We start from the raw sequence: 16,534 nt of genomic DNA, 5'->3' as shown, positions 1-16,534 counted from the left end.
AAAGAGCGTGAAAATTTTCCATTCACACCCCTTTTTTAAGGTTCATTTTTTTCGCTGAGTATATTAGTTTTGTAAGGTTTTCTCCAGCTGTTTTATCTTTTCTTCAATCTCAGCGATTTCCTTTTTTAAGTCCTGCTGGTGAGGTTTGATTTCCTCGCGCCATTCCTGGATGGACGTTTGCAGTTCGCTGCCGACGTCTTTGATGATTTCCGCGCCTTCTATGGCGGTTTTAACGAATTGCTCTTTTAATGCGATTCCGTCGTTTTTCAGCCTTTTGACGGTGTCTTCCCATTTACCGCAGTTGGCTTTAAGCTGTCCTCTCAAGTGTTTTCCTGAAGTCGGCGCGGTCAGCAATGCTGCAACACCGCCGATAACACCGCCTACAATCAGTCCAGCTGCTAAAGATCGGCCTTTTGACATGTACATCACCCCGGTTATATTTTTAAAGATCAGGCTTGGCAGGCGCCCGTCTTCTCATGATTAAATATTGGCGTCCGAGCCAGGCAATCCGTTCCTCTTCTTAGAAACTTCTGCATAGCTTGCTTTATTTTAGCATACTTTTTTAAAAAGGAGGGAGAGGGTTGTCTGTCATTATTATTGTTTTGACAATTATAAGCGCTGTGTTTACCGCCGGCTCCTTTTATTATTTAAGGCTTCTCGGATATTCTGCATCTTATCCGCCGAAACGCATTCTTAAACAAAAAGCGCTTTTTTGTACGGGAAGCGCAGGATTGGCGCTCCTGCTCCTTTTTTTTATTCAGCTTCTTATATAAGATATCGGGCGGATTCCCCTTTTTTTGACCATCAAAACGAAAAAAACCTCTTCAAAAAAAGGATATCCTTTTTCAAGAAGAGGTTCTGGTTTTATTTGACTTGTTCAATCAGCCTTGAGCGCTTCATGATCGACTGCACGATCGGAAAGATGACCGCCATGGCGATCGTGTTGATGACGGCAGCCGGTAAAACGACAACAGAGAACAGGGTGATGAACCCCTGGTTTCCAGGCAGGCCGACGATGAACAGCGCAGCCGTGAGGAAAATGGTTCCGGAAAGAACCGTTCCTGCAGCAGTTAATCCGGCGGCAGCAAGCGATTTGCTGTTCAGCTTTTTCACAAGCAGAAATACGCCGAAGAACATCAAGGCTGTTAGCGGTTTGTCGATGATGTTGGGCAGCTGTCCCCCGGGAAAAGCTGTCGTCAACGCGGAAATGACGCCTGTCACGGCTCCGATGACGAGAACATTTTGCAATCTAGGGAACAAAAGGATTCCCATAAACATCATGATCAGCATCATATCCGGCTTCATCCCGTAGAAAAAAGGGGGAATCACAGCGTGCAGCGCCGCTCCAATGGCGACAAACAGGGCCATAGCCACTAATTCTTTTGTTTTCATGTCTATTCTCTCCTCATCTAGGCTCTTTTTACGCTTTCCAATAATATGCTCGTCATTTATTGCGAAAGCTTTCTAGTAGTATATCAAACTTTCGAAGGAATGGGGAAGCCTTTTTCGCCATCTTCCATCATCAGGATAAACATCAGTTTTCTTCGCGGAATTTCTTCATAAAGGCCGCCAGTTTTTCGCAGTCTTCAACTGATACGGCATTGTAAATTGAAGCGCGGCAGCCTCCGACCGAACGGTGTCCGCCAAGCCCTGACATTTTTTCTTCTTTTGCCTTTGCGATGAATGATGCTGTCAGCTCGTCGTTTTTGAGCGTAAAGGTGACGTTCATGTTTGAGCGGCTGTCTTCTCTCGCATGTCCGCGGTAGAATCCGCCGCTTTCGTCGATCGCATTGTATAAAATTCCGGCCTTTTCGCGATTGCGTTTCTCAATGGCATCAAGGCCTCCTTTTTCCTTGAGCCACTCCAGCACGAGAGACAGCATATAAATCGCAAAAGTCGGAGGGGTATTATAGAGCGAATCCGCCTTGGCATGTGTTGAGTACTTCAGGATTTTGGCAACTTGCTCGTTTTCTTTGCCGAGCCAGTCTTTTTTCATGATGACAACGGTCACCCCTGACGGTCCGAGGTTTTTCTGAGCGCCGGCATAGATAATGTCAAATTGGGAAACATCGATTTTTCTGCTTAAAATATCGCTGGACATATCTGCGACAACCGGAATCGGAGCGTCAGGGAACTTTTGCCACTGCGTTCCAAAGATCGTGTTGTTGGAAGTCAGGTGGAGGTAAGCTCCGTCTGCCGGAATCTCCGGCACTTCGGGAATATAGCTGTACGTATCTTCTTTACTGGACGCGATGATCGATGTGTTTCCGAAGAGCTTTGCTTCGGCCAGCGCTTTTTCAGACCAGGCGCCTGTCATAATAAAGTGGGCCGTTTTGTCTTTGGAGAGAAAGTTCATCGGAATCATTGAAAACTGAAGGCTTGCTCCGCCTTGCAGAAACATAACTTCATAATCATCAGGTATGTCCATCAGTTCTTTTAGCAGAGCTTTCGCTTTTTGATGAACGGCGTCATACTCTTTGCTGCGATGGGACAGCTCCATCACGGACATCCCCGCACCATTGAAATCGAGAAATTCGTCTTTTGCCTTCTGCAGTACTTCTAAAGGCAGTGCTGCTGGTCCTGCGTTAAAGTTCGTTGTACGTATCATCACAATCGCTCCCTGTTCGTGTATAAAAAATATAAAACAATCCTATCATAAAAGGTTCCGGTTATACATAAAAAATTTGAATTGTGTGAAATATAGAGCAAGTCTATTTAGCCGTGCCGGGCGATCTGATAAATGTGGAGTTTTTTTGAACGAAAAAAAGGGCGCCGGCAGCTGCCGACGCCCTTGGACAACGTCTCGTTTACAGGTGTTTGTTAATGGAAGCTGCAATGTTCTGCAAGTCTTCCGGTGAATAGTCATCCGCATGTGTTTTCCAGACGGCTCCGAATCCGTCTCCTTTGCCGTAGCGGGGGATGATGTGCATGTGATAGTGGAAGACGGACTGCCCCGCTTTTTCGCCATTGTTATTCAGAAGGTTTAAGCCGATCGGCTCGTATTCGTCTTTGATGGCTTGCGCGATTTTCGGAACCGCTTCAAAAAACTCCCTTGAAACCTCAGGTGTCATTTCGTAAATATTGGTTTTATGAACTTTTGGAATGACAAGCGTGTGTCCTTTTGTGACTTGGCTGATGTCGAGAAAGGCCAGCACATGTTCATTTTCAAATACCTTAGCACAAGGGATCTCTCCGTTTATGATTTTGCAAAAAATACAGTCGCTCATACTTTTCCTCCTTTTTCCATTAGGGAAAGGTTATGTATAAGCAACATATTACCACAATTTGCGCGGAAACACGAAAAACAGGATGAACGGCTCCAACGTTCACCCTGCCTGAAGAAGGTACGCTTTAATGAAGAAACGTTAACTGCCTTTTGCAAGCACCCCATTTTTTCGTCAAAATGAAGACTTGTAACGCCTATACATTTCCTGCGACAAACACCTCATTTGATCGTCACACCTTTTTTATATGACGAAGACGTCAAATAAAGCAGGTGCTTTCTCAATTCAGTGGATGAAAGAAATTTCTAAGCTTGACATGTTTCATACTCAGGAACTCTTGCCGGATTTTGTCTTTGACAAACACCTCATTCGCCAGAGTTGATAAGCTTTCCCTTCTTCAAGAATTAGAATGTCCTGAGGCGCATTCGATTATTCGTTTTATTTTAAGCCCGAAAAGCGGGAGGGAAAACGTTTCAAATACATTCTTGTTTTTGGTACTATTAAGAAAAATGCAGGAAAGGAACGAACGTATGTCACTACTGACTGTTAAAGAGTTAACTGGAGGGTATACAAGAAACCCGGTGCTGCGCGATGTTTCATTTGCGATTGAACGGGAGCAGATCGTCGGGCTGATCGGTTTGAACGGAGCGGGGAAAAGCACGACGATCCGGCATATCATCGGCTTAATGGAACCGCACAAAGGATCCGTTGAATTAAACGGCAAAACGTTCATGGACGATCCGGAAAGCTACCGTTCCCAATTTACGTTTATTCCGGAAACACCGATTTTATATGAAGAGCTGACATTGAAGGAGCATTTGGAGCTGACAGCGATGGCGTACGGGCTTTCGAAGGAAACGTTCGAGAAAAGGCTGCCGCCGCTTTTGAAAGAATTCAGAATGGAGAAGCGTCTGAAATGGTTCCCGGCCCATTTTTCAAAAGGAATGAAGCAGAAGGTTATGATCATGTGCGCTTTCCTTGTCGAACCCGACCTGTACATTATAGACGAACCGTTTCTCGGCCTTGATCCACTGGCGATCAATGCCCTGCTCGAGCGGATGAACGAAGCGAAGAAAAACGGCTCGGCCGTCTTGATGTCGACGCATATTTTGGCAACGGCAGAGCGGTATTGCGACTCCTTCATCATTCTCCATAACGGCGAAGTGCGGGCGAAAGGAACGCTTGAAGAGCTGAGAGAACAGTTTTCGATGGAAGCAGCGAGCCTCGATGACCTGTATCTTGAACTGACGAAGGAAGAGAGCTATGAATAGCATCCTGGGGATTTGGAAGACAAGAATTGAGGAGTATGTCAAAGAGACAAGATCATATTTGAAATACATGCTGAATGACCACCTTGTCATCGTCATGATTTTCTTCCTTGCAGGAGCTGCGAGCTGGTACAGCAAATGGTTGAAAGAGATGCCCGAAGGTTTTCCCGCCTATTGGGTGATGGCCGTCATCTTTTCGTTCATTTTGACAGGCTCGTACGTCCGCACGCTGATTAAAGAAGCGGACCTCGTCTTTTTGCTGCCGCTCGAAGCAAAGATGGAGCCGTATTTTCAGCAGGCTTTCCGGTTCAGTTTTTTGACGCAACTGTTTCCGCTGGCCGCCGCGGCTCTCGCTTTGGCGCCGCTCTATCTTGAAGCGAGCGGCAAGGCGTTTTCCGCGTACTTCATCTTGCTGATTCAACTGCTCGTCTTAAAAGGATGGAACACAGCGATGCAATGGAGGATGACGTTTTTCGGCGAAAAAAACATGAGGGTCACCGACTGGATTGTCAGACTGCTTCTCAACACGATCGTGATCTATTTCGCTTTAGAGTCTTCGTACGCATTTGCAGCAGCTGTCTACCTGATCATGGCCGCCCTGTATGTGTATTTTAAAATGATCGATAAGAAAAAATCGTTTAAATGGGAGCTGCATATAGAAGACGAGATCAGAAGAAAGCAGCGGTTCTACAGAATTGCGAACCTATTCACGGACGTTCCCCACCTTAGAAAGCAGGCGAAAAGAAGAGCATATCTCGATTGGATGCTCCGGTTTATTCCGTATGAACAGCGCCGGACATTTACATATATGTACGGAAGGGCATTTATCAGATCAAACGACTATTTCGGTATCGTCGTCAGGTTGACCGTGATTTTTGGTATCATCATCGCTTATTTTTCGACATATGAGTGGGTATCTGCCGCGCTCATCGTCTTTACCGTATTCATTACAGGAATTCAGCTGACGCCGCTGTTTGATCATTTTTCACACTTGTCACTGCAGGAGCTTTATCCCGTCAAAGCAGAAGAAAAGCGGAAGAGCTTTTTCGGCCTGCTTCACATTGTTCTGAGCGTCCAGGCGCTTGTTTTGTCTGCCGTTGCCGGAGCCATGATGCAGTGGACCGGGATGCTCGCCGGACTGGCCGGCTCCGCATTGCTTATATTTGTGATTTTGAAGCCTTATTTCAGCAGCAGATTAAAGAAAAATGCCAAGAGATAGGTGAATCCTTTTCTTTTTCCGCAAGTATGATGAAAGAAGAGGTGAGTGGCGCATGAATGAAAACCAGCTTTATTTGGAGGAAGCGATCCGCTGGAAAATGAAGTTTCTCAGAAAGCCGTCGATGGCTGAGCGGATGTCGAAAGGGGTACAGTCGAAAATCAATGCCCGCATTCCCGCCAAAGTTCACAAAGCGATAACTGAAAGCATTAAAAAGATGGTCGAGGCCACTTTGCTCGGCTCAAATTTGACGACTTTTGACAAGAAAACAGGCACGCTTTCACTAAGGGAAAAAGATGAGCTGGCCCAGAAAACGATCGCCCAGTATCAAAAGGCGGCTGCCGTTGAAGGGATCGGAACAGGCGCAGGCGGGATTTTTCTCGGACTGGCGGACTTTCCGCTCTTGCTCGGCATCAAAATGAAATGCCTGTTTGAATTGGCATCGATTTACGGATACGATATCAAGGAGAAAGAAGAGCGGTTGTTTCTTCTGTATATTTTTCAGCTCGCCTTTTCCGGGGAAACGCACCGCAAAGAAATTTTCCGCATGATTGAACATTGGGAAACCGAAAAACGCGAAATCGATTGGCAAGCATTTCAGCAGGAATACCGGGACTATCTCGATCTTGTAAAGCTGTTTCAGCTTGTGCCGGGCTTCGGCGCGGTCGTAGGCGGAACGGCTAACTATAAGCTGCTTGGGCATCTTGGGGAAACAGCGAGGCACGTTTTCCATATGAGGTTGATTCATGAGACAGCCGGATATTGATGATCCGGCTGTTTTTTGCTTTTTCGGTTGTTATATTGCAGGCGTTTCGCGGAGCGCCTGCTCTTTCTCCTGATAGGAGACCGCGGCATTTGCCAGCACCTTGGCTGCAATCAGCATCGCTTTTTCATCAAGATCGAATTTCGGATGGTGATGGGGAAATACCGCGTCCGGATCTTCAGGACGGGCGCCTGTAAAGAAAAATGTACCTTTGACGTGCTGCAGGTAGTAAGCGAAATCTTCCCCGCCCATTTGCATGCCGCTTTCCTCAACTTTTTCTACGCCTTCCGTCTGTTTGGCGATTTTGGCGAGAAAGGCCGTTTCTTCCGGGTGGTTGCAGACCGGCGGATAGCCCCTTTCAAAGGAATAGTCACAGTCAGCGCCATGCATGCTGCATATACCTTTGGCAACCTGTTCAATTTCGTTTTCAATAAAGGAGCGGATTTCTTCTTTGAAGGAACGCGCCGTTCCGATTAAAACGGCTTTATCAGCGATGACATTAAAGGAGTTTTCGGCAACAAATGAACCTATCGAAACGACAGCCGGCTCAGTCGGATCGAGCCTGCGGCTGACAATCTGCTGGAGGGAAGTGACGATTTGCGATCCGATCAACACGGCGTCTTTTGTTTTATGAGGCTGTGCGCCATGTCCGCCTTTGCCTTTAATCGTAATCGTGAAACGGTCCGCAGCGGCCATGATCGGTCCTGTTCGATATTGAACGGTTCCAGTCGGCTCCGTAGCCCACAAATGGGTTCCGAAAATGACGTCAACACCGTCAAGACAGCCGTCTTCAATCATCGGCCTGGCTCCGCCCGGCGAATACTCCTCGGCATGCTGATGGATAAAGACGATCTTTCCTTTTAAACGGTCCGCATGATCATTCAACGTTTTCGCGAGGACGAGCAGGGTGGCCGTGTGCCCGTCGTGTCCGCAGGCATGCATGACTCCCGGCACCGTTGATCGGTAAGGTACGTCTTTTTCATCATGAATGGGGAGCGCGTCAAAATCGGCTCGAAGCGCAATGACGGGGCCGGGCGATCCGCCTTCGATGTACGCGAGAACGCCGCCTCCGCCGACGTTAGTGCGGATAGGAATACCGAGCGCTTCATAGTAAGAGGCGATAAATGCGGCTGTTTTCTTTTCTTGAAAAGAAAGCTCAGGGTGCTGATGAAAATGGCGCCTCAATTTAACCATTTCATCGTAGTGTGCATCAAGCTGCTCATTGATTTGTCGGACAAATGCGGATGCGCTCAAAAAAATTCCTCCTTTTAGGAATAGTGAGTTTTTATAATCTTATGACAATTGGAGCCGCTGTTCAACTTTGTTGTCACGTTTTATAGAAGAAAAATGGCGGCAATTGTTGTGACGGTTAATCCGGCAACTACAGGAATAAAATTTTTTCTGGCAAGATCGAACGGGTCAACTTTGCAAATCGCTGCAACCGGAATGAGCGCCCATGGCACAAGCGTACCGCCGCCGACCCAAATGGCTGAGATTTGGCCGAGCGCGGTCAGAACAGCCGGGTTGCCGTCAACCGCCGCAGCAAACATCGAAGCGGCTGATCCGGCGAGAGAAATCCCTGAAAAACCGGAGCCGTCCAGACCGGTCACCGCTCCTGTGACAGTGAGCGCAACCGCGGCGATTTCCGGAGAGAGCGGAACGCTGTGGGCAAAAGCCGAGCCGAGGTCCTGCACGATTCTATTAGAAAAACCGGGCATCTCGGTTGTCAGTACTTTTTCGAAACCCGCATCGCCCAAGTAAAAAAAGGCGGCGATCGGAATGACGGGGGCAAACACTTTAAAGCCGAATTGAAATCCGCGAATGAAATAGCCGGTGATTTTCTCAAGACGTCGGTGTTTGTGGACGATAAAATGAATGAGAATCATGACGAAGACAGCCGTTCCTCCGACAAGCGCCGTCGCTTCGTCTCCTTGCAGTTCCAGTATCAGCATCGCGGCAATATCCGCTAAAAAAATGACCGGAATCATCAGTGCGATCCATTTTCTGGAACCTGGAGGTAGAAGCCACTCAGGCTCGCTTTGCTGCTGCTCACTTTTTGCCGCTGCTCTATTGCCTTTCTCTTTCCTGAGCATAAAAAAGGCTGCCGCTGTTGTCGAAAAGCCCATGATCAGGACGAGCGGAACGCTTGCAGACATCACTTCCGCAACGGGCAGCCCGGCTGCATCTCCGGTCAATTTAGGCGCTGCCTGGATGATGTAATCGCCTGATAGAGCGAAACCGTAGCCGAACAAATTCATGGCGCATGCTACCGCTATCGGGGAGAGGCCGGTTTTCAACGCAGCAGGCAGGAGGACGGCGCCGATCAATGCGACAGCCGGGGAGGGCCAAAAAAATGAAGAAATGATAAACATTAAAGCTCCGGTGATCCAGTAGGCCAAGACAGGGCCTTTCATCCATTTGGCAATCGGAGTGACCATTGCTTCATTGACGCCGGTCTTTGTCAGCAGCTCGCTCATCGAAACGGTAAAGCAGATGATGAAAATGGTCGGGAGAAGTTCTCCGGCGGCGTAGATTAAGCTGTTAAACAGGCCCATCACAGAGGCAATGACAGAATGGGTCGCCGCTAATGAAATGAAAAAAATCCCGGCAAGCGATATAAAGGTGGTATCAAGACGAAGAAGCATAAACGCGAGAATAGCTGCGATAAAGCCCAAATATAAAAAGTGAACGGATGTTAATTCAATTTCCATTTCCCGATCCCCCCGTTAACGTAACCTCATACAGCTTATTCCTGGGCTGTCAGAGTGTGAAGGAAGGGCTCATTTCCTCGGAAATAAAAAAACTGCCTTAAAAGGCAGTTATTCGACAGAATGATACGAAGAAATATAGGATGGGCGTGAAAAAATCGTTCCGCCTTGGTTGATTCCAGCGGAAGATTCCTTCTTTTGATGGGCTTCGCCGAACGATTTGGAGTTTTTCCAGTCCTGAAATGACTGTTCTGTGTCCCACAGCGTCAATACGATGTACGTATCGCTGTCTTTCGGTCTCAGTACCCTGAGGGCTTTAAAGCCGGGCTGATTTTCGATTTTTCCGGCTCTGTTTTTAAAACGGGTTTCGAAAAGCGGCCTTCCTTCCGGTGTGACAGGGATGTTGTTGAGGACGGTGAATCCGGAATGTTCCAATGTTCCCGACTGATCGATGATTTCATAGCGGTGAGGAGAATGAAAGACGCTTTCTCCGTCGGTTTCGTGAAAGAGAATGGCGGAATCGTGGCTTTTCATAAATAACATGTTTTCAAGACCGTGCTGTTTGGCGAGCTTTTTTAAAAAATCGACAGTTCCGTATGTAATGTAAAAATTCAATTTCATCACCCCTTTTTTGATAGTATAACAAAAGGACGATTTAAAATTCTATCTATTACCCGCCATAAATGCTGCAACATAATTTGAAGAAAAAATTCCCATACTAGCTATAGAAAGGAATGAGGTGACCATATGAGAAAGAGATTTTTCATTCCAATCATCATTACAGCGGCGATATTCCTTTTATCTTTAATCGGATATATTACGATTTTGTTTCTGGGGGATTATGTGATTGATGAAAAGAAACTGATTTTCCATGCTTCTTCTAAAATCGTCGACCAAAATGGAGAAGAAGTCGCAAGCCTCTATACCGAAAACAGAAAACCTGTTTCAATTGCCGAGGTGCCGGACGGCGTAAAAAATGCCTTTATCGCGGTTGAAGACAAGCGCTTTTATGAGCACCACGGCATCGATTTGAAATCGGTGAGCCGTGCGGTCTATAAAGATATATTAGCAGGAGGAAAAGTGGAAGGGGGAAGCACGATCACCCAGCAGCTCGCCAAAAACACTTTTTTGACACACGACAAAACGTTTTTAAGAAAAACGAAAGAAGTCATTATCGCCATCAATTTAGAGCGGGATTACAGCAAAGACAAGCTTTTGGAAATGTATTTGAACCAGCTTTATTTCGGGCACGGCGTCTATGGAATCCAGGCGGCGGCAAACTACTTTTTTAACAAAGATGTGAAAGACTTGACGGTCAGTGAGGGAGCGGTGCTGGCTTCCATCCCTAAAGCGCCGTCAACGTATTCGCCCATTCTCAATCCGGAAAAAAGCCGGGAGCGGCGCAATGTCATTCTCGGCATGATGAACGAGCAGGGATATATCAGCTCAAAGGAAACCGTCAGGGCCCAAGGCAGCACATTGGGGCTCCATGTGAAAGAAAAATCAAAAAATCCGTGGCTTGACAGCTATATTGATCTTGTCATGAAAGAAGCGGAAGACAAATATTCGATATCGAGCGAACAGCTTCTCCAAGGCGGATACACGATCAGTGTTCCGCTCGACGTTTCGATTCAAAAAGCGGCCTACACGCTGATGAAACAGGACGGCTATTTTCCCGGAACAGACAACAAAGCTGAAGGGAGCGCTGTTTTTATCGATAACCGGACAGGCGGCGTAGTGGCTGCTCTCGGAGGACGGGAATACGCTCCGAAAGGCTACAACAGGGCAACCGCCCCGCGCCAGCCGGGTTCGACGTTTAAACCGCTTGCCGTTTACGGCCCCGCTCTTGAAGAAGAGCTGTTCAAGCCGTACTCCATGCTTGAGGATAAACAGCTGTCATATGGCGGCTACTCGCCAAAAAACTATGACGGCAAATACGAGGGCAAGGTCTCAATGGTGGATGCGCTGACCTACAGCAAAAACGCGCCTGCTGTATGGACGTTAAATGAGATCGGAATCGAAACAGTGAAGCCTTATCTCAGCCGTTTGGGCATGAACGTGCCGGATGAGGGTCTGGCATTGGGACTAGGCGGCTTAGAGAAAGGGGTATCGCCGCTCGAGCTTGCCGGGGCATACCGGACATTCGCAAATTCAGGACAATACACCGAGCCGTTCTTTATTAAAAAAATCACGGATGAAAACGGGGATGTCATGTTCCGCCACGAGGAAAAATCAGAAAAGGTTTTCAGTAAACAAACAGCCTGGAATATGACGCGGATGCTAGAAGAGGTCGTGAAAAGCGGAACGGGAAAAGCCGGTGATTTTTCCGGAGAGATAGCAGGAAAAACGGGTTCGACCACGTATACCGGAAAAGAGGGCGGAACAAAAGATGCCTGGTTTGCAGGGTACACGCCCGAAGTGACGGGAGCTGTCTGGATGGGCTACGACAAAACGGATGAATCCCATTATTTAAAAGGCGGCAGCACCTATCCGACAAGGCTGTTTAAAGACATTTTAAAACGCTCCAACCATAAGTCTGAACGGTTTAAGACGCCTGAAGGAGTAAAAGATCTGGACAGGCCGATCCGACTCGAAGACCTGGAAAGTGTTAAAGCAGACTATTCCTTTACGCCGATGGGGCTGATTACGGTGTCATTAAAATGGCATGAACAAGAGGATAAAAGGGTTGAATACCGAATATATGAAAGGAAAAACGGAAAAGAAACGCTCATTGATACGGTTAAGGGAAAAGGAAGCTTTTCGATCCCTTATGCAAACATCTTTTCCAATGCTTCCTATAAAATTGTTCCATACAATCCGCAGACGAAAACAGAGGGGAAAGGGACTGATTATGTCGAACCGAAAGTGTTTCCTTCGGGTCATTAGGTACCCGAAATTCATCAATTTCTTGAACAATAAGTCTCATGAGTATACCGTTCAATAAAAAAACGGTATATTGGAAGGAGTAATTTTGCGAACGTATGGTTGCAGCTTGAAAGGTGGATATCATGATGAAAAACGACAAGGCTTTTAACGACACATTCTTAAAAGCATGCCGAGGAGAAAAGGCCGCCCATGTACCGGTATGGTACATGAGGCAGGCCGGAAGATCACAGCCTGAGTACAGAGCGCTCAAGGAAAAGTACGGACTGTTTGAAATTACCCATCAGCCCGAATTGTGCGCTTACGTGACAAGACTGCCCGTCGAACAGTACGGTGTCGATGCGGCAATACTTTATAAAGACATAATGACACCGCTTCCAGGTATTGGCGTTGACGTCGAAATTAAAAACGGCATCGGTCCTGTCATCGATCAGCCGATCACATCTCTCGCAGATGTTGAAAAACTCGGCGAACTCGAGCCGGAGGAGCATATTCCATATGTGCTGGAGACAATCAGGCTCTTGACAGAAGAACAGCTGAACGTTCCGCTGATCGGTTTTACAGGAGCGCCGTTTACACTGGCCAGCTATATGATTGAAGGCGGCCCGTCCAAAAATTACAATAAAACAAAAGCGTTTATGTACAGCCAGCCTGCTGCATGGGAACTCTTGATGAAAAAGCTCGGGAAGATGGCGGCTGTATACGTCAAAGCTCAAATCCGCGCCGGGGCCAAAGCCATCCAGGTGTTCGATTCCTGGGTCGGCGCGCTGAATGCCGGTGATTACTGCCGCTATATCAAACCGACGATGGACGTTCTTTTCAAAGAGTTGAAAAAAGAAGGCGTTCCGCTGATTATGTTCGGGGTCGGCGCAAGCCACCTCGCGTCTGAATGGCACGATCTTGACCTCGACGTCGTCGGGCTGGACTGGCGGATGAGCGTACAGGAAGCCAGGGATATAGGGCTGACAAAAACGCTTCAGGGAAATTTGGATCCTTCGATCCTGCTTGCTCCGTGGGAAGTCATCGAAGAAAGGACGAAAGCCATTCTCGATCAGGGCATGCAGACGGACCGGTTTATTTTTAACCTCGGACACGGGATCTTTCCCGAAGTGAGTCCCGACACACTGAAAAAATTGACGGCATTTGTTCATGAGTATTCCGCCTCAAAAAAATCGAGCCTGATCACATGAGCATTTCAGTTGGTCTTTTCAATATAAACTGTCAAAATACGTATAGATCATGATCTTTAAAGAGGTGTTCACGTTGGGTAAAAAGAAAATGGGGCTTCTTGTCATGGCGTATGGGACGCCGTACAAGGAGGAAGACATTGAACGTTATTATACACACATCAGAAGAGGCAGAAAGCCTGAGCCTGACATGCTTCAGGACTTAAAAGACCGCTATAAGGCGATCGGCGGAATTTCTCCGCTTGCAAAGATCACGCAGGAGCAGACGAAGCAGCTGGAAAAACGCTTAAACGAGCTTCAGGATGATGTGGTATTCAAGTCATATATCGGTCTAAAACATATCGAACCTTTCATTGAGGATGCCGTTCAGGAGATGCACAAAGACGGGATTACAGAAGCCGTCAGCATCGTGCTCGCGCCCCATTTCTCCACCTTCAGCGTACAGTCGTACAACAAGCGGGCGAAAGATGAGGCTGAAAAGCTCGGCGGATTGTCGATCACATCGATCAACAGCTGGTATGATGAGCCGAAATTCATCGCATATTGGGCGGATCAGGTGAGAAAAACATATGACGAAATGCCTTCGGAAGAAAGGGAAAACGCCGTCTTGATTGTATCGGCGCACAGCCTTCCCGAAAAGATCGTCGAAATGGGTGATCCATATCCTGAACAGCTTAAAGAATCAGCGAAGCTGATTGCCGAAGCGGCAGGTGTAAAAGATTACGCCGTCGGCTGGCAAAGCGAAGGAAACACCCCTGATCCGTGGCTTGGACCGGATGTTCAGGATTTGACGCGCGACTTGTCAGAGCAAAAAGGGTACAGCGCTTTTGTTTATGTTCCCGTCGGCTTCGTAGCCGACCATCTGGAAGTCCTTTATGACAATGACTATGAATGCAAAGTCGTCACTGACGATATCGGAGCAAGCTATTACAGACCTGAAATGCCTAACGCTAAACATGAGTTTATCGATGCTTTAGCGGATGTTGTATTAAAACAATTGGAGAAAGAACAGTAAAGAAGGCGATTGTAAATGAGTGGAGAACGCAGGCAGATTGTCATCATCGGCGGCGGTATTACCGGATTGGCCGCCGCCTTCTACTTGGAGAAGGAAATCAAAAAGAATGATCTCCCGGCCGAAGTCACGCTTGTTGAAGCAAGTCCGAGACTGGGTGGAAAGATACAGACGGTACACAAAGACGGCTATGTGATTGAACGGGGGCCGGATTCATTTTTGGAACGGAAACAAAGCGCACCTCAGCTCGTGAAGGATCTCGGGCTGGAGCATTTGCTCGTGAACAATGCGACAGGCCAGTCTTATGTGCTTGTCAGCGAAACGCTCTATCCGATTCCGGAAGGGGCCGTGATGGGGGTGCCGACAAAAATCGGGCCTTTTCTGACAACCGGCTTGTTTTCCTTGCCGGGGAAGTTGAGAGCCGGAATGGATTTGGTGCTTCCGGCGAGCAAGCCGCAGGAAGACCAATCGCTTGGAGAATTTTTCAGAAGACGCGTCGGCGGTGAAGTGGTGGAGAATCTGATCGAACCGCTTTTGTCAGGCATTTATGCCGGGGACATCGACCGTCTCAGTCTGATGTCGACTTTCCCGCAGTTCTATCAGACAGAGCAGAAGTACAGAAGCTTGATCATCGGGATGAAAAAATCGCGGGGCGCCCAGAGCGCCGGAAAGCCTGCAAACAAAAAGAAAGGCCAGTTCCAGACAGTGAAAACCGGCCTGCAGACAATTGTTGAAGAATTGGAAAAGCAGCTCAGCATCACAAAGGTTTATAAAGGCACAAAGGTCGTCAACATCGAGCGTGCGGGCTCGGCTTACAGCATGAAGCTTGACAACGGCAAAGTGCTTCACGCCGATTCAGCCGTGGTCACTGCTCCCCATAAAGCAGCTGCCGCGATGTTTCAAGAAGAGGATTGGCTGAAAGGTTTAGAGGATATGGTGTCAACATCTGTCGCCAATGTGGCCCTCGGATTTCCGGAAGAAGCCGTCCAAATGGAGCATCAAGGCACAGGCTTTGTCATTTCAAGAAACAGCGACTTTTCGATTACGGCGTGTACATGGACAAACAAAAAATGGCCGAGCACAACGCCTGAAGGAAAAGTCCTGTTAAGGGCTTATGTAGGGAAAGCAGGCGATGAGTCCGTTGTCGAACAGTCGGATAACGAGATGGTGAAAATCGTCCTCGACGATTTAAAACGGATTATGAAGATCGACGGCGAGCCGGAAATGACCTGCATCACAAGGTGGCATGAAGCGATGCCGCAATACCATGTCGGCCACAAGAAAAGAATTAAAGAAATAAGGGAAGGTTTAGAAGCGTCATATCCGGGCATTTTCATGACGGGAGCCTCTTTTGAAGGGGTCGGCATCCCGGATTGCATCGACCAAGGCAAGCAGGCCGTCGCCGATGTACTCTCGCACCTTTTCGAATAAAGAAGAGCAAATAAAGCTGTCCGAATCCATTCGGCGGCTTTTTTTATTTTTCACTCTTTTTATAGCTTTCATCATTTTAAAGTTTGTTTATGGAAAAGATAACATTTAAATAATTGCATTTTATTTTCAAGTGTGTTAAATTACTTTTTGTACTTACTGACCAAAATGTTCAAATAGTCAATTTCGGGGTGAGAAACCGTGAGCAAAGATCGAAAAGCACTGATTTTAGAAGCGGCGACAAAATCGTTTACACAATTCGGCTACAAAGCGACGACGATGGATCTGGTGGCGAAGCTTGCCAATGTCGGCAAGGGTACGATTTATACTTTTTTCAAGAATAAAGAGGAACTGTTCGATGACATTTTTTCTTCGCTTCTGATTGAAATGAAGCAAACGGCTGATCAAGCGATTGATCCTGATCTGCCTTTTCACGAAAATGCCCATCGCGCGATGATGGCAATATTGGAGTACAGAAAGAAGCACCAGCTGACCATTAAAATCTTTCAGGAAGGTGCGGAGCTCGGCACACCGGCGGCCCGCGAAGTCATTGAAAAGCTGGAACGCATGGTCGTCAGCTATATTAAGAGAAAAATTAAAGAAGCGATTAAAAATGACGATATTAGACCGTGTGACCCCGAGCTGAACGCGTTTGTCATCTTCAAGCTTTACATCGCGCTCATCTTTGACTGGGAAAAAAACCATGAACCGCTGAAAGATGAAGAGTTGGCAGAGATGCTGAAAATGTATATTTTAAAAGGATTATCTCATTAGATTATCCTTTCTTTGTTTAAAGGGGTGCTTAGCCGCATAGAGAGAGCGGCTACTAACTAGGAGGCGTATCA

16 protein-coding genes are annotated in these 16,534 nt (G+C 47.3%); 9 read left to right on the top strand and 7 right to left on the bottom strand.

Going from position 1 to position 16,534, the window contains the following annotated elements; genetic code table 11:
• Positions 1-63: 63 nt before the first annotated feature.
• Positions 64-420 carry a YtxH domain-containing protein gene (locus H2R00_RS09650; RefSeq protein WP_154998583.1) on the bottom strand — a complete coding sequence of 119 codons (357 nt, stop codon included), beginning with the start codon at positions 418-420 and terminating at the stop codon, positions 64-66.
• A gap of 161 nt (positions 421-581) precedes the next feature.
• Here H2R00_RS09650 and yhzF point away from each other — a divergent pair, with 161 nt between their 5' ends.
• Entirely contained in the window at positions 582-773 is a 192-nt protein-coding gene (yhzF, locus tag H2R00_RS09645) for a membrane protein YhzF (RefSeq protein WP_003180258.1), read from the top strand.
• 91 nt (positions 774-864) lie between these two features.
• On the opposite strand, the gene H2R00_RS09640 is transcribed toward yhzF, so the two are convergent.
• The 3 genes from H2R00_RS09640 to H2R00_RS09630 form a co-directional block, all read right to left on the bottom strand.
• Positions 865-1,392: a tryptophan transporter gene (locus tag H2R00_RS09640; protein ID WP_154998581.1), complete on the bottom strand. Its 528-nt coding sequence runs from the start codon at positions 1,390-1,392 to the stop codon at positions 865-867.
• 142 nt (positions 1,393-1,534) lie between these two features.
• On the bottom strand, positions 1,535-2,608 hold the full coding sequence (serC, locus tag H2R00_RS09635) for a 3-phosphoserine/phosphohydroxythreonine transaminase (RefSeq protein WP_003180262.1): 1,074 nt from the start codon (positions 2,606-2,608) through the stop codon (positions 1,535-1,537).
• 199 nt (positions 2,609-2,807) lie between these two features.
• On the bottom strand, positions 2,808-3,227 hold the full coding sequence (locus H2R00_RS09630; protein WP_009328949.1) for an HIT family protein: 420 nt from the start codon (positions 3,225-3,227) through the stop codon (positions 2,808-2,810).
• 527 nt (positions 3,228-3,754) lie between these two features.
• Between H2R00_RS09630 and H2R00_RS09625 the strand changes: the two genes are divergently transcribed.
• The 3 genes from H2R00_RS09625 to H2R00_RS09615 are packed head-to-tail and all read left to right on the top strand — an operon-like array spanning position 3,755 to position 6,474.
• Positions 3,755-4,495, top strand: coding sequence for an ABC transporter ATP-binding protein (locus H2R00_RS09625; RefSeq protein WP_154998579.1), 741 nt, complete (start codon positions 3,755-3,757; stop codon positions 4,493-4,495).
• Positions 4,488-5,711 carry an ABC transporter permease gene (locus H2R00_RS09620; protein WP_154998577.1) on the top strand — a complete coding sequence of 408 codons (1,224 nt, stop codon included), beginning with the start codon at positions 4,488-4,490 and terminating at the stop codon, positions 5,709-5,711. Before H2R00_RS09625 ends, H2R00_RS09620 begins: the two co-directional genes overlap by 8 nt.
• Before the next feature lie 52 nt (positions 5,712-5,763).
• The gene (locus H2R00_RS09615) at positions 5,764-6,474 is read left to right on the top strand and encodes an EcsC family protein (protein WP_154998575.1); all 711 of its coding nucleotides are present in this window, start codon (positions 5,764-5,766) and stop codon (positions 6,472-6,474) included.
• Between the two features lie 30 nt (positions 6,475-6,504).
• Here the strand turns inward: H2R00_RS09615 and H2R00_RS09610 are convergent, their stop codons facing one another.
• The 3 genes from H2R00_RS09610 to H2R00_RS09600 all read right to left on the bottom strand — a co-directional run bounded on the left by H2R00_RS09610 (position 6,505) and on the right by H2R00_RS09600 (position 9,794).
• Entirely contained in the window at positions 6,505-7,665 is a 1,161-nt protein-coding gene (locus H2R00_RS09610; protein ID WP_182071054.1) for a M20 family metallopeptidase, read from the bottom strand.
• Positions 7,666-7,805: 140 nt separating this feature from the next.
• Entirely contained in the window at positions 7,806-9,182 is a 1,377-nt protein-coding gene (locus H2R00_RS09605) for a hypothetical protein (protein ID WP_182070925.1), read from the bottom strand.
• A gap of 108 nt (positions 9,183-9,290) precedes the next feature.
• Entirely contained in the window at positions 9,291-9,794 is a 504-nt protein-coding gene (locus tag H2R00_RS09600; RefSeq protein ID WP_154998570.1) for an antibiotic biosynthesis monooxygenase family protein, read from the bottom strand.
• Positions 9,795-9,926: 132 nt separating this feature from the next.
• Here H2R00_RS09600 and H2R00_RS09595 point away from each other — a divergent pair, with 132 nt between their 5' ends.
• The 5 genes from H2R00_RS09595 to H2R00_RS09575 all read left to right on the top strand — a co-directional run bounded on the left by H2R00_RS09595 (position 9,927) and on the right by H2R00_RS09575 (position 16,463).
• Positions 9,927-12,065: a transglycosylase domain-containing protein gene (locus tag H2R00_RS09595; RefSeq protein WP_154998568.1), complete on the top strand. Its 2,139-nt coding sequence runs from the start codon at positions 9,927-9,929 to the stop codon at positions 12,063-12,065.
• Positions 12,066-12,190: 125 nt separating this feature from the next.
• Positions 12,191-13,252, top strand: coding sequence for a uroporphyrinogen decarboxylase (gene hemE / locus H2R00_RS09590; RefSeq protein WP_182071053.1), 1,062 nt, complete (start codon positions 12,191-12,193; stop codon positions 13,250-13,252).
• 73 nt (positions 13,253-13,325) lie between these two features.
• Positions 13,326-14,264 (top strand): ferrochelatase, encoded by a 939-nt coding sequence (hemH, locus tag H2R00_RS09585; RefSeq protein WP_154998564.1) that lies wholly within the window; start codon positions 13,326-13,328, stop codon positions 14,262-14,264.
• A 15-nt stretch (positions 14,265-14,279) separates the two neighbouring features.
• The gene (gene hemY, locus H2R00_RS09580) at positions 14,280-15,692 is read left to right on the top strand and encodes a protoporphyrinogen oxidase (RefSeq protein WP_154998563.1); all 1,413 of its coding nucleotides are present in this window, start codon (positions 14,280-14,282) and stop codon (positions 15,690-15,692) included.
• A gap of 198 nt (positions 15,693-15,890) precedes the next feature.
• Positions 15,891-16,463 carry a TetR/AcrR family transcriptional regulator gene (locus tag H2R00_RS09575; RefSeq protein WP_154998561.1) on the top strand — a complete coding sequence of 191 codons (573 nt, stop codon included), beginning with the start codon at positions 15,891-15,893 and terminating at the stop codon, positions 16,461-16,463.
• The last annotated feature ends 71 nt before the right edge of the window (positions 16,464-16,534 follow it).

The sequence above is a fragment of the Bacillus haynesii genome (assembly GCF_014042035.1).
Classification (GTDB): domain Bacteria; phylum Bacillota; class Bacilli; order Bacillales; family Bacillaceae; genus Bacillus; species Bacillus haynesii.
This window is presented reverse-complemented; position numbering and strand designations above follow the sequence as displayed.

Bases quoted from the DNA above. Each gene is read 5' to 3' on its own strand.
- H2R00_RS09650 (WP_154998583.1), bottom strand. From the start codon at position 420: ATGTCAAAAGGCCGATCTTTAGCAGCTGGACTGATTGTAGGCGGTGTT.
- H2R00_RS09640 (WP_154998581.1), bottom strand. From the start codon at position 1,392: ATGAAAACAAAAGAATTAGTGGCTATGGCCCTGTTTGTCGCCATTGGA.
- serC (WP_003180262.1), bottom strand. From the start codon at position 2,608: ATGATACGTACAACGAACTTTAACGCAGGACCAGCAGCACTGCCTTTA.
- H2R00_RS09630 (WP_009328949.1), bottom strand. From the start codon at position 3,227: ATGAGCGACTGTATTTTTTGCAAAATCATAAACGGAGAGATCCCTTGT.
- H2R00_RS09625 (WP_154998579.1), top strand. From the start codon at position 3,755: ATGTCACTACTGACTGTTAAAGAGTTAACTGGAGGGTATACAAGAAAC.
- H2R00_RS09620 (WP_154998577.1), top strand. From the start codon at position 4,488: ATGAATAGCATCCTGGGGATTTGGAAGACAAGAATTGAGGAGTATGTC.
- H2R00_RS09615 (WP_154998575.1), top strand. From the start codon at position 5,764: ATGAATGAAAACCAGCTTTATTTGGAGGAAGCGATCCGCTGGAAAATG.
- H2R00_RS09610 (WP_182071054.1), bottom strand. From the start codon at position 7,665: ATGGTTAAATTGAGGCGCCATTTTCATCAGCACCCTGAGCTTTCTTTT.
- H2R00_RS09605 (WP_182070925.1), bottom strand. From the start codon at position 9,182: ATGGAAATTGAATTAACATCCGTTCACTTTTTATATTTGGGCTTTATC.
- H2R00_RS09595 (WP_154998568.1), top strand. From the start codon at position 9,927: ATGAGAAAGAGATTTTTCATTCCAATCATCATTACAGCGGCGATATTC.
- hemE (WP_182071053.1), top strand. From the start codon at position 12,191: ATGAAAAACGACAAGGCTTTTAACGACACATTCTTAAAAGCATGCCGA.
- hemY (WP_154998563.1), top strand. From the start codon at position 14,280: ATGAGTGGAGAACGCAGGCAGATTGTCATCATCGGCGGCGGTATTACC.